At 68.8% G+C, this 12,632-nt stretch carries 11 protein-coding genes; 8 read left to right on the top strand and 3 right to left on the bottom strand.

Annotation, left to right across the window (positions count from 1 at the left end; translation table 11 throughout):
- Nucleotides 1-93: 93 nt before the first annotated feature.
- Entirely contained in the window at nucleotides 94-2,271 is a 2,178-nt protein-coding gene (locus tag QWJ38_RS01205) for a malate synthase G (RefSeq protein ID WP_290357211.1), read from the bottom strand.
- A 130-nt stretch (nucleotides 2,272-2,401) separates the two neighbouring features.
- Here QWJ38_RS01205 and QWJ38_RS01200 point away from each other — a divergent pair, with 130 nt between their 5' ends.
- Nucleotides 2,402-3,322, top strand: coding sequence for a LysR family transcriptional regulator (locus tag QWJ38_RS01200; protein ID WP_290357210.1), 921 nt, complete (start codon nucleotides 2,402-2,404; stop codon nucleotides 3,320-3,322).
- A 46-nt stretch (nucleotides 3,323-3,368) separates the two neighbouring features.
- Here the strand turns inward: QWJ38_RS01200 and QWJ38_RS01195 are convergent, their stop codons facing one another.
- A complete protein-coding gene (locus tag QWJ38_RS01195; RefSeq protein ID WP_290357209.1) occupies nucleotides 3,369-3,686 on the bottom strand; it encodes a PsiF family protein in 318 nt (105 codons plus the stop codon).
- Nucleotides 3,687-3,894: 208 nt separating this feature from the next.
- Between QWJ38_RS01195 and QWJ38_RS01190 the strand changes: the two genes are divergently transcribed.
- Nucleotides 3,895-5,109, top strand: a complete 1,215-nt coding sequence (locus QWJ38_RS01190; protein ID WP_290357208.1) for a PEPxxWA-CTERM sorting domain-containing protein — start codon at nucleotides 3,895-3,897, stop codon at nucleotides 5,107-5,109.
- Here the strand turns inward: QWJ38_RS01190 and QWJ38_RS01185 are convergent.
- On the bottom strand, nucleotides 5,106-6,470 hold the full coding sequence (locus tag QWJ38_RS01185; RefSeq protein ID WP_290357207.1) for a serine/threonine-protein kinase: 1,365 nt from the start codon (nucleotides 6,468-6,470) through the stop codon (nucleotides 5,106-5,108). The genes QWJ38_RS01190 and QWJ38_RS01185 overlap by 4 nt on opposite strands.
- Nucleotides 6,471-6,509: 39 nt before the next feature.
- On the opposite strand from QWJ38_RS01185, the gene argS reads away from it, so the two are divergent.
- The 6 genes from argS (at nucleotide 6,510) to QWJ38_RS01155 (ending at nucleotide 12,616) form a co-directional block, all read left to right on the top strand.
- On the top strand, nucleotides 6,510-8,219 hold the full coding sequence (gene argS, locus QWJ38_RS01180; RefSeq protein WP_290357206.1) for an arginine--tRNA ligase: 1,710 nt from the start codon (nucleotides 6,510-6,512) through the stop codon (nucleotides 8,217-8,219).
- On the top strand, nucleotides 8,216-8,869 hold the full coding sequence (locus QWJ38_RS01175; RefSeq protein ID WP_290357205.1) for an SPOR domain-containing protein: 654 nt from the start codon (nucleotides 8,216-8,218) through the stop codon (nucleotides 8,867-8,869). The genes argS and QWJ38_RS01175 overlap by 4 nt, the downstream gene beginning before the upstream one ends.
- Nucleotides 8,870-8,948: 79 nt before the next feature.
- Nucleotides 8,949-9,614, top strand: coding sequence for a thiol:disulfide interchange protein DsbA/DsbL (locus QWJ38_RS01170; protein ID WP_290357204.1), 666 nt, complete (start codon nucleotides 8,949-8,951; stop codon nucleotides 9,612-9,614).
- 73 nt (nucleotides 9,615-9,687) lie between these two features.
- A complete protein-coding gene (gene lptA / locus QWJ38_RS01165) occupies nucleotides 9,688-10,329 on the top strand; it encodes a lipopolysaccharide transport periplasmic protein LptA (protein WP_290357203.1) in 642 nt (213 codons plus the stop codon).
- Nucleotides 10,326-11,102: an LPS export ABC transporter ATP-binding protein gene (lptB, locus tag QWJ38_RS01160; protein WP_290357202.1), complete on the top strand. Its 777-nt coding sequence runs from the start codon at nucleotides 10,326-10,328 to the stop codon at nucleotides 11,100-11,102. Before lptA ends, lptB begins: the two co-directional genes overlap by 4 nt.
- Nucleotides 11,103-11,110: 8 nt before the next feature.
- Nucleotides 11,111-12,616, top strand: a complete 1,506-nt coding sequence (locus QWJ38_RS01155) for an RNA polymerase factor sigma-54 (protein ID WP_290357201.1) — start codon at nucleotides 11,111-11,113, stop codon at nucleotides 12,614-12,616.
- The last annotated feature ends 16 nt before the right edge of the window (nucleotides 12,617-12,632 follow it).

Below are 12,632 nucleotides of genomic sequence, written 5' to 3'. Positions count from 1 at the left end.
CAATGCGCACACGCCGACGCGAGTTCCTATAACTGGAGTAATACCCTATCAGTGACAACCCTAGGTTTTTCGGATCGGTGCTGAGCTGATTGCTCAGCCGCCCGCGGCCTTCACCCTCAGCCGCCAGGCATGCAGCAGCGGCTCCGTATAGCCCGAGGGCTGCTCCCGCCCCTTGAAGACCAGGTCCAGCGCCGCCTGCATCGCCGCGCCCTGCGGGTTCGCGGCCAGGCTGCGGTAGCCGGGCTCGCCGGCGTTCTGGCCGTCGACGACGGCGGCCATGCGCGCGAAGGTCTCCCGCACCTGGGCTTCGCTGACGACGCCGTGCTGCAGCCAGTTGGCGATGTGCTGGCTGGAGATGCGCAGGGTCGCGCGGTCTTCCATCAGGCCGACTCCGTTGATGTCGGGCACCTTGGAGCAGCCGACGCCGGCGTCGATCCAGCGCACCACATAGCCGAGGATGCCCTGGACGTTGTTGTCGAGCTCCTGCTGGCGCTCCGCCGCGCTCCAGCGCGCCTCGGCCACGACCGGAATCGTCAGCAGCGCATTCAGCAGCGGTTCGCGCTCGGCCTCGGCGTCCACGGCTTCCAGCTGCTGCTGGATCGCCGCCACGTCCACGCGGTGGTAGTGCAGCGCATGCAGGGTCGCGGCGGTGGGCGAGGGCACCCAGGCGGTGTTGGCGCCGGCCTTGGGATGCGCGATCTTCTGCTCCAGCATGGCCGCCATCAGGTCCGGCATCGCCCACATGCCCTTGCCGATCTGGGCGCGACCTCTCAATCCGCAGGCCAGGCCGGTCAGCACATTGCTGCGCTCATAGGCCTGGATCCAGGCGCTGCTCTTCATATCGCCCTTGCGCAGCATCGGTCCGGCCAGCATGGCCGTGTGCATCTCGTCGCCGGTGCGGTCCAGGAAGCCGGTGTTGATGAAGGCCACGCGCGCGCTGGCCGCCGCGATGCAGGCCTTCAGGTTGACGCTGGTGCGGCGCTCCTCGTCCATGATGCCCAGCTTGACCGTGTTTTCGGGCAGACCCAGCATCTGCTCGACCCGGCCGAACAGCTCGGAGGCAAAGGCCACCTCGGCCGGGCCGTGCATCTTCGGCTTGACGATGTAGACCGAGCCGCTGCGCGAGTTGCCCTTGCGCTGCAGATCGTGAATCGCGATCGTCGTCGTGATGACGGCGTCCATGATGCCTTCCGGAATCTCCTGGCCCACGCCATAGAGGATGGCCGGGTTCGTCATCAGATGGCCGACATTGCGCACGAACATCAGCGAGCGGCCATGCAGCTTCACTTCGCCGCCGGTGGCGCCGGTGTAGATGCGGTCGGGGTTCAGGCGGCGGGTGAAGGTCTTGCCGCCCTTGGCGACCTCCTCGGTCAGCGTGCCCTGCAGGATGCCCAGCCAGTTGCCATAGGCGGCGACCTTGTCCTCGGCGTCGACGACGGCGACCGAATCCTCCAGGTCCAGGATCGTCGACAGCGCCGCCTCCAGCACGATGTCGGCAACGCCGGCGGCGTCGCTCTTGCCGATCGCCGTGCTGCGGTCGATCTGGATGTCCAGGTGCAGGCCATGATGGCGCAGCAGCACCGAGGAGGGCGCGGCGGCCTCACCCTGGTAGCCGATGAACTGTGACGGGTCGGCCAGGCCGCTGCTCGCAGCGCCGAGGGCCACGACCAGCCGGCCGCCCTCGACCGCATAGCCGCTCGCATCCTTGTGCGAGCCCTGCGCCAGCGGCGCCGCCTGGTCGAGCAAGTCGCGCGCGAAGGCGATCACCTTGGCGCCGCGCGCGGGGTTGTAGCCCTTGCTGCCCTTCTCCGCGCCATCAGTCTCGGGAATCGCATCGGTGCCATACAGCGCGTCGTACAGCGAGCCCCAGCGCGCATTCGCGGCATTCAGCGCATAGCGGGCATTCAGGATGGGCACGACCAGCTGCGGGCCGGCCTGCAGGGCGAGCTCGGCATCGACATGGGCCGTCGTCGCCTGCACCGCGCCAGGCGCCGGCACCAGATAGCCGATCCGCTCCAGGAAGCCGCGGTAGGCCGGCATATCGCTGATCGGCCCCGGATGCGCGCGATGCCAGGCGTCGATCTCGCTTTGCAGCCGGTCGCGCTCGGCCAGCAGCGCGATGTTCTTAGGCGCCAGGTCGCGGACGATCGCATCGAAGCCGGCCCAGAAATCGGCGCTGGCGATGCCGGTGCCGGGCAGCACGCGGTCCTCGATGAAGCGATGCAGTTCGGCGGCGACCTGCAGGCCGTGGATGCGGGTGATTGTGCTCATGACGATAGGAGGAAGAGGAAGCGGATGCTCGAAATTTATGCGAGATTCCCCGCCGGATTCATACGGTCCAGGCGAGTGATTCAATGCAAAAAACGCACGAATCGAGGCCCGGCGCCCGCACAATGCAGCGATGGACCGACTCAAGCAGATCGAAACCTTTGCCGCCGTCGCCACCAAGGGCAGCCTGACGGCCGCGGCCGCGGCCGAGGGCGTCGCGCCGGCGGTGATGGGCCGGCGCATCGACGCGCTGGAGGCCCGGCTGGGCGTCAAGCTGCTGGTGCGCACGACGCGGCGCATCAGCCTGACCCATGAGGGCAGCGCCTTTCTGGAGGATTGCCAGCGCCTGCTGGCCGATTTCGCCAATGCCGAGGCGAGCGTCAGCGCCGGCGGGATCAAGGCCAGCGGCCATCTGCGCATCACCGCGCCGGCCGGCTTCGGCCGCCGCCATGTGGCGCCGCTGGTGCCCGAGTTCCTGGCCCGCCATCCGGAGGTCAGCCTGTCGCTGAACCTCAGCGACCGCGTCGTCGACATCGTCAACGAGGGCTTCGACTGCGCGGTGCGCGTCGGCGATCTGCCCGACTCCAGCCTGGTCAGCATGCGGCTGGCCGACAACCGGCGGCTGTGCGTCGCCGCGCCCGCCTATCTGAAGCGCGCCGGCCTGCCCAAGCATCCCGGCGACTTGAACCGCCACGCCTGCCTGATGCTCAGCTCCGACGCCAGCCAGACGCGCGGCTGGGCCTTCGAGGTCGATGGCCAGCTGACCCATGCGCGGCCGGCCGGCCGGCTCGACTGCAGCGATGGCCAGGTGCTGCATGACTGGTGCCTGGCCGGCCTGGGCCTGGCCTGGCGCAGCATCTGGGAGGTGCAGGCCGATCTCGAGGCCGGCCGGCTGCAGTCGGTGCTGGACGAGTTCGCCGCGCCGCCGAACGGCATCTTTGCCGTCTTCGCGCAGCGCAAGCATCTGCCGCTGCGGGTGCGGCTGTGGATCGACTTCCTGAAGCTGCACTACGGCAGCCCGGCCTACTGGAGCGCGCCGCGCGCGGCCGCCTGAAGAAGAAGGCCCTCTCGCGAGGGCCTGGAGGCGCGGTGGAAGCGGCTCAGGACTTCTTGGCCGACAGGCAGTCCTTCATGAAGGCCTTGCGCTCGTCGCCTTTCTTGTCGCCGGCGTCCTTGTTGCAGGTCTTCATCTTCTCCTGCTGGGCCGGCGTGGCCGAGGCCGACAGGCAGTCCTTCATGAAGGCCTTGCGCTCGTCGCCCTTCTTGTCGCCGGCGTCCTTGTTGCAGGCCTTCATCTTTTCCTGCTGGGCGGCCTGGGCGGGGCTGGGCGTCTTCGCCGCGCCGGAGGCCGCATCGGCGGCGAAGGCGCTGCCGGCGAAAAGGGCAGAGGCGGACAGGAAGAGCAGCACTTGTTTCATGGTTCGTATCCTTCGCAAGGGTTGGGATGCAGCAGAACGCCGGGGCATTCCAACATGCCAACGCAGCGGCGGCAAGGCGGTTGACGCGCAGGACCGTCGGCGCGACGGCGGCGGCGCACCTAGGCTTAGGGTTCGATTCGCCGCGGACGACTGATCAGAATGCACGGAGCCCCGCAAGCCGCGAGCGCGCACATCATGGAGGTCCGGCATGCACCCTGTGCTCCAACCCGCCTTGCTCGCCACCTTGCTGGCCCTGGCCGCGCCGGCGCTGGCCGAGCCGCCGCAGCTGGTGCCCGGCAGCGTCAATATGTTCAGGGACTGGCGCGGCGCCAACTCGGTGGGCCTGACCGCCGGCGACCGGCTGCAGTACGGCGCCAATATCGTCGGCGGCTCCAGCGATGTCTCGATCAGCGCCACCGCGGCGACCGGCTTCGTCAGCGCGGCGGCGCCCTGCTCGCCGCTGGCGGTCAGCCCGAACTTCTGCGCCAACGCGACCGGCTACAACGCCAACCGGCTGCAGCCCTGGACCCTGCATTTCAGCCGCGACGGCGAGACGACGAACGTGACGGGCCCGTCGATGGTCGGCGTGCAGCGTGTGCCGTTCCCGACCTCGGTGACGATGTCCGGCACCGGGCTGACGCCGACGATTTCCTGGCAGGTGCCCGGCGGTTTCGTCCCCGACGGGTTCCGGATTCAGATCTTTGACAAGAGCCTCTTTCGCGACAACGGCGTCAACGACATCATCTACGCGGCCTCGCTGCCCTCGACTGCCAGTTCGTTCAGCCTGCCCGGCAATATCGGTCTGTCCGGCAGCGGCAAGTACGCGATCAACTTCCAGCTGATCACGACGCGCAGCCATATCGCCTTCACCGGCAGCAATGCCGAGATCTTCTCGCGCTCGAACTCCTGGTTCGACTTCACGCCGCTGAGCGGCGATGCGCCCAGCGATATCGCCCTGCCGACGATAGACGCGAGCGGGGTCTACAACTTCCAGGTCGGCAATGTCGGCCCCGACCACATCACCTTCATCGATCCCGAGGTGGCGATCGGCTATCACTACGCGATCGGCGCCAGCGGCCCGAACTTCCAGTCGCTGCTGCTGCCCGACGTCGGCGACGGCGTCTACACGCTCAGCTACAGCGACGGCAGCGGCCCCCACCAGACGACGGTGCTGCAGGGCCAGCAGTTCCTCTTCGGGCCCGGCGGCGTGGCCGCCTTCACCGTCGAGGGCATCGAGACCTCCGCCGCGCTGGACCCGGGCAATGCCACCGCCTTCGTCACCGGCCTGACCTTTGCCGGCGCCGGTGACTTCAGCGGCACGATGACACCGATCACGGTCAATGTGCCGGTGCCCGAGCCGCAGGGCTGGGCCTTGCTGCTGGCCGGTCTGGGCGTTCTCGGCGCCGCGCTGCGCCGGCGCTAGAGAATCCGGCGCGGATGCGCCAGCGCCTCGTGCGCCGCGTGCAGGCGCCGCACCAGCACCTGGATGAAGGCGCGGTCGAAGCGGTGCTGGCATTCGGGGCTCAGCAGGCCCAGCGATTCCGGCGTGAACGAGATCGTCGTGCAGACCTGCCTGACCGTGATGTCGGTGCTGTGCCGGCGCAGCGCCGGGTTCGGCGCCAGATAGGCCATCTCGCCGACCGAGGTGCCCTGGCCCAGGGTCGCGACCAGCGTGCCGTCGCGGAAGACCTCGACCTCGCCCTGGGCGATGATGTGGAAGGTGTTGCCCTCCTGGCCCTTCTTGTACAGCGCATGCTGCTCGGGGAAGCGCCGCCAGCGCGCGCGGTGCACGACCTCCCAGAGCTCGACATCGCCGAAGTCGGCGAAGAACTCAAGCTCGCGCAGCATATTGAAGCGCTCCGAATCCTTGACCTCGTAGAGCCGGGCCAGCGGCACCAGCTGCTTGGCCACCAGCTCGGACAGCGCGCGGCCGAAGGCGTCCCAGTCGGCATGGCGCTCCTGCGGATGCTTGGCCAGCGCCTGCATGATCACCGCGTCGAGTTCGGCGCTGACGCCGCCGCGCAGGCCCACCAGCGAGGTCGGCGCCTGGTGGTAGATCTGGTGCATCAGCGCCATCTGATTCGGCGCGTCGAAGGGCGGGCGGCCGGCGACCAGATGGTAGAGCACCGCACCCAGCGAATAGATGTCGGCGCGGCTGTCGACGTCACCGCCCTCGATCTGCTCGGGCGGCATATAGGCCAGCGAGCCGACCCGGTGCACCTGGGTCGCGTCCGAGTTCAGGTTCAGCGAGGAGCCGAAGTCGCTCAGCTTGACGTCGGTGACCTGACCCTGGGCATCGAGCACGGCCAGCAGATTGGCCGGCTTGACGTCGCGGTGGATCAGGCCCTGGCGGAACACATAGCCGAGCGCCATCGCGCACTTGAAGCCGAGCTCGACGATCTGGTCCAGCGGCAGCAGGCGGTCGCTGCGGCAGAAGTGCTTCAGCGTCATGCCCGGCACGTATTCCATCACCAGATAGGGCGCGTCGGGGTCCGGTACCGCGTCGAGGATCTGCACCACGTTCGGATGCGAGAGCCGGCCGGCCAGCGCCGCCTCGGCGGCGAAGAAGCGGAAGCTGTAATCGCCGCGCTGGCGGCTGCGGCTGGCCACCGCCCAGGCCCGCATGCGCTTGATCGCGACCTCGCCGCCACCGAATTCATCGACGGCCAGGAACACGTCGCTGGTCGCGCCTTCGCCGAGCCGGCGCAGCACCTTGTAGCGGCCGATACGACCGGGCAGATCGGCGGGCGTGTCGAGCAGCGTGCTGGAGGAATCCATGGCCATGGCCGGCATCATACGCAGGCCGACCCGTAGAATCCGCGCATGATCCAAGCCAAGCAGGAATTGCTCGCCGCCCTCGGCGAAGCGATCCAAGAACTGAGCCCCGGCAGCGAACTGGCCGCGGCATTCGAATCCCCCAAGCAGGCCGCCCACGGCGATTTCGCCTGCACCGTCGCGATGCAGCTGGCGCGCCCGCTGAAGAAGAACCCGCGCGAGCTGGCGACGGCCCTGATCGAGGCGCTGCAGCGCCGCGCGGCCTTCCAGACCTGGGTCGAGGCCATGGAGATCGCCGGCCCCGGCTTCATCAATATCCGTCTGAAGCCGGCCGCCAAGCAGGCGGTCGTGGCCGAGGTGCTGGCCGGCGGCGACGCCTTCGGCCACCAGCCGGCCAACGAGCGCCATGTGATGGTGGAGTTCGTCTCCGCCAACCCGACCGGCCCGCTGCATGTGGGCCATGCCCGCCAGGCGGCGCTGGGCGACGCGCTGTGCAGCCTGTTCGCGACCCAGGGCAGCGAGGTCACCCGCGAGTTCTACTACAACGACGCCGGCGTGCAGATCGCGACCTTGGCGCAGTCGACGCAATGCCGGCTGCAGGGCCTGAAGCCGGGCATGGACGGCTGGCCCGAAGCCGCCTACAACGGCGACTACATCCAGGACATCGCCGACGCCTTCCTGCGCAAGGAGACCGTCAAGGCCGACGACCGCGAGTTCACCGCCTCGGGCGACATCGGCGATCTGGACGGCATCCGCCAGTTCGCCGTCGCCTATCTGCGCCACGAGCAGGACCTGGATCTGCAGGCCTTCGGCCTCAAGTTCGACAACTACTTCCTCGAGTCCAGCCTGTACACCAGCGGCGCGGTCGAGGATGCGGTCGCCAAGATGATCGCCTCGGGCAAGACCTACGAGGAGGGCGGGGCGCTCTGGCTGCGCTCGACCGACTACGGCGACGACAAGGACCGCGTGATGCGCAAGTCCGACGGCGGCTACACCTATTTCGTGCCCGACGTCGCCTACCACATCAACAAGTTCGGCCGCGGCTACACCAAGTGCATCAACGTCCAGGGCACCGACCACCACGGCACGATTGCGCGTGTGCGCGGCGGCCTGCAGGCGGCCGGCGTCGGCATCCCGGTCGGCTTCCCAGACTATGTGCTGCACAAGATGGTGACCGTGATGAAGGGCGGCGCCGAGGTCAAGATCTCCAAGCGCGCCGGCAGCTACGTGACCCTGCGTGACCTGGTCGACTGGACCAGCCGCGACGCGGTGCGCTTCTTCCTGATCAGCCGCAAGGCCGATACCGAGTTCGTCTTCGACGTCGATCTGGCGCTGAAGGCCAATGACGAGAACCCGGTCTTCTATGTGCAGTACGCGCATGCGCGCATCTGCTCGATCATCCGCAACTGGGGCGGCGACGAGGCAGGCCTGGCCGGCGCCGACCTGAGCCTGCTGACGGCGCCGACCGAGGCGGCGCTGATGCTGAAGCTGGCCGACTACCCGCGCATGCTGTCCGGCGCGGCCGAGGGCCTGGCGCCGCACGACGTGGCCTTCTATCTGCGCGATCTGGCCGGCGCCTTCCACAGCTACTATGCCGCCGAGCGCGTGCTGGACCAGGCGGCCGAGCTGACGCGGGCCCGCGTCGCCCTGCTGGCCGCGACCCGACAGGTGCTGCGCAATGCGCTGGCCGTGCTGGGCGTCAGCGCACCGCAGCAAATGGTCCGCGATGGCGCGGCGACGACGACGGAGAACGCATGAGCCAGGCTCGTTCCAGCAGCAGCAACCAGGGCAATAAGAAACAGCAGCAACGCGGTGGATTCGTGCTCGGCCTGATCGTCGGCCTGCTGGTCGGCCTGGCGGTGGCCCTGGGCGTGGCGCTGTACATCACCAAGGTGCCGGTGCCCTTCATCAACAAGGTGCCGCAGCGCACGGCCGAGCAGGACGCCGAGGAGGCGGCCCGCAACAAGAACTGGGATCCGAACGCGCCGCTGGCCAGCAAGCCCAGCGCCAAGATCGCCAGCGGCGTTGTCGGCGCGGCACCGGCGGCCGCACCGGCGGCCAGTGCCCCGGAGACCCGACCTACGGCTCCGACCGCTCCGGTCGCGGACGCCAGCCGCAAGCCCGATGCGCGCGCCGCCGCGGCCAGCGCCCTGCTCTCCGGTGGCAGCGACCCCTACCAGTACTTCGTCCAGGCCGGCGCCTTCACCCGCGCCGAAGACGCCGAGCAGCAGCGCGCCAAGCTGGCGATGCAGGGCTTCTCGGCCAAGGTGCTGGAGCGCGAGCAGAGCGGCCGCGCGGTGTTCCGCGTGCGCCTGGGCCCGCTGGACAGCCGCGACGAGGCCGAGGGCCTGCAGCGCAAGGTCGAGGCGGCCGGCATCGAGACCAATCTGGTCCGGGTCCAGCGCTGAACCCGGTCATTGCACCTGCCTTATATTCCGGGCCAAGCTTTTCAACCGCTTCCAAACCTCTGCCGCAAGGATTCCCGACATGTTGCTGCGCCGCCGCGATTTCTCCGCCCTGATGGGCGCCTCCGCCCTCTCCGCCAGCGGCCTGGCGCTGGCCCAGGGCGGGCCGGTCGAGGGCAAGCAGTACCAGCGCCTGGGCACGCCGCTGCCGACGCCGCCGGGCAAGATCGAGGTGGTCGAGTTCTTCTGGTACGGCTGCCCGCACTGCTTTGCCTTCGACCCGACCCTGGAGGCCTGGATCAAGACCCTGCCGGCCGACGTGGCCTTCCGTCGCGTCCATGTCGGCTTCAACGCGATGATCAAGCTGCACCAGAAGCTGTTCTACGCGCTGGAGGCAATGGGCAAGGAGGCCGAGGTCCACGACGCCGTCTTCAATGCCTTCCACCGCGAGAGCCGCGACCTGAACAGCGAGGCCGCCATCACCGCCATGGTCGGCAATCTGGGCATCGACAAGGACAAGTTCAAGCAGGCCTTCAACTCCTTCGGCGTCCAGACCAAGGCCTCGCAGGCGATCAAGCTCAGCGAGGCCTTCCGCATCGACGGCGTGCCGGCGCTGGGCATCGGCGGCCGCTTCTGGACCTCGCCCTCGATGGCGGGCGCCGGCCGGCCGGGCCAGTCCGAACTGGCCCTGGGCCAGCAGGCGGTCGCGATCGCCGACCACCTGATCAAGCTGGTGCGCAAGGGCTGAGGCCAGCCCCCTGACCGAATGCCTCGCCGCCATCGCGGCGCGGGCTAGAATGGTCTGCAAGAACTGTGCCGTCATGCCCCCGAGCTTCCACATCCCCGCCCCGACGACGATCGCGCTGAGCCTGCTGCTGGCGGCGACGGCGCTCGTGCCGGCGCGGGCCGAGAAGGCCGACCGGCTGAAGCCGCTGAACATCGTCGCCGAGCGCCAGGGCAGCATCGACCTGGTCAACCAGCGCACCGAGTTCATCGGCGACGTGACCCTCACCAAGGGCACGATGCTGCTGCGCGCCGACAAGGTCGATGTGCGTGAGACCAGCGAGGGCTATTTCCAGGCCTACGCCAACAGCCTGACCGGCCGCCAGGTCAGCTTCCGCCAGGCCAGCGATGCGCCCGGCGAGACGATCGAGGGCGCGGCCGACCAGCTCGAATACGACACCCGCGCCGACACCGTGCGCTTCATCGGCAATGCGGTCGTGCGCCATCTGCGCGGCAGCCTGGTCGCCAACGAGGTCAATGGCGCGGTCATCATCTACGACAACCGCACCGAGGTCTTCACCGTCGAGGGCGGTCCGGCCTCGCCCAACCCCTCGGGCAAGGTGCGGGTGGTGATGATGCCGCGCAATGTCGGCGCCCCGGCCGCATCGGCACCCGCCTCGGCCGCCTCCGCGGTGGGCCTGCAGCCGAGCCCGACCCTGCAGCCGCGCAAAGCTCCATGACGGTGCCGGCCGCCGCCCCCGAAGCCGCTCCGCTCAGCCGCCTCGAGGCCGAGGGGCTGGCCAAGAGCTATGGCGTGCGCAAGGTCGTCAAGAACGTGCACCTGGACGTACACAGCGGCGAGGTGGTCGGCCTCTTGGGGCCGAACGGCGCCGGCAAGACCACCAGCTTCTACATGATCGTCGGCCTGGTGCGCGCCGATGCCGGCGAAATCCGCGTCGACGGCCAGCCGGTGCAGCGCCTGCCCATCCATCAGCGCGCGCGCCTGGGTCTGTCCTATCTGCCGCAGGAGGCCTCGATCTTCCGCAAGCTCAGCGTCGAGGAGAACATCCGCGCGGTGCTGGAGCTGCAGCAGGATGGCGAGGGCCGCGCGCTGCCCAAGAAGCGCATCGACGAGCTGCTGAACAGCCTGCTGCACGATCTGAGCATCGAGAAGCTGCGCGACAGCCCGGCGCCGGCGCTGTCCGGGGGCGAGCGCCGCCGCGTCGAGATCGCGCGCGCGCTGGCCACCCAGCCGCGCTTCATCCTGCTGGACGAGCCCTTTGCCGGCGTCGACCCGATCGCCGTGCTGGAGATCCAGCGCATCATCGGTTTCCTGAAGGCGCGTGGCATCGGCGTGCTGATCACCGACCACAATGTGCGCGAGACGCTGGGCATCTGCGACCGCGCCTATATCATCAGCGAAGGGGCGGTGCTCGCCGAGGGCACGCCGGCCGAGATCGTCGACAACGCGGATGTGCGCAAGGTCTACCTCGGCGAAAACTTCCGGATGTGAGCGGCGGGATGAAGCAATCGCTCCAGGTCCGCCTGAGTCAGCATCTGGCGCTGACGCCGCAATTGCAGCAATCGATACGCCTGCTGCAGCTGTCGACCTTGGAACTGCACCAGGAGGTCGAGCAGATGCTGGCGCAGAACCCGCTGCTCGAAGCGGACGAGGAATTCGCGGTCGCCACGCCCGAGCTGGCCGATATCCGCGGCGCGGCCAGCAATGCCGAGGACGGCGCGGCCGGTGGCGGCGAGGCCGAGGGTGAGGCCAGCGCCGAGATCAAGGCGGAGGACTTCGGCACCACCGAGCGCGAGGACTGGGAGAACGGCACCGAGGGTGACGACTTCGACGGCATCCGCGAGCTGCCCGGCAGCGGTGGCAGCGGCGGCGACGAGGACGGCGAGCGCGGCGAGCAGGACAGCGGCGAGATCAGCCTGCAGGAACATCTGTGCCAGCAGCTGGCCGGCATGACGCTGTCCGAGGCCGACCATATGGCGCTGCGCGTGCTGATCGAGTCGCTCAACGAGGACGGCTATCTGGAGGACACGCTCGAGGAGATCGCCGCCTCGCTGATCGCCGAGGACGACGAGGAAGGCCGCGAGGATCTGCTGGACCATCTGCGCATCGCGCTGCGCTGGCTGCAGAACATGGACCCCAGCGGCGTCGGCGCACGCGACCTGGCCGAATGCCTGCTGCTGCAGCTGCGCGCGCTGCCGCGCAGCCCGGCGCAGGCGATCGCCATCCTGATCGCCAAGCAGCATCTGGAACTGCTGGCCAAGCGCGATCTGCGAAAGCTGATGGCGCTGACCGGCGCCGACGAGGGCCTGCTGCGCGAGGCGCAGGCGCTGATCACCACGCTGGAGCCCAAGCCCGGCCGGCGCTTCGCGCGCGGGCAGGCGCAGGCGGTGGTGCCGGACGTGATCGTGCGCAAGGTCGGCCGCGAGCTGCGCGTGATGCTGAACCCCGAGGTCGCGCCCAAGCTGCGCATCAACGAGCTCTATGCGAACGCGCTGCGCGCGACGCGCGGCGGCATCAGCAACTCGGCGCTGGGCGGCCAGCTGCAGGAGGCGCGCTGGTTCATCAAGAACATCCAGCAGCGCTTCGACACCATCCTGCGCGTCTCGCAGGCCATCGTCGAGCGGCAGAAGGGCTTCTTCACCCACGGCGAGCTGGCGATGAAGCCGCTGGTGCTGCGCGAGATCGCCGACGAGCTGGGCCTGCACGAGTCGACGATTTCGCGCGTGACGACGGCCAAGTACATGGCCACCAGCTTCGGCACCTTCGAGCTGAAGTATTTCTTCGGCTCCGGCCTGAACACCGAGGCCGGCGGCAATGCGTCCAGCACCGCGGTGCGCGCGCTGATCAAGCAGTTCGTCGCCGCCGAGAACGCGGCCAAGCCGCTGTCCGACAGCGCCCTGTCCAGCATGCTGGAGGAGCAGGGCATCCAGGTGGCGCGCCGCACGGTGGCCAAGTACCGCGAGGCGCTGAAGATCGCGCCGGCGAATCTGCGCAAGACGATGTGATGACGAGGAAGGCTCG

The sequence above is a fragment of the Roseateles violae genome (genome assembly GCF_030410485.1).
Classification (GTDB): domain Bacteria; phylum Pseudomonadota; class Gammaproteobacteria; order Burkholderiales; family Burkholderiaceae_C; genus Roseateles_D; species Roseateles_D violae.
Note: the sequence above shows the minus strand (reverse complement) of the source record. Positions and strands in the feature narration are given on the sequence as shown.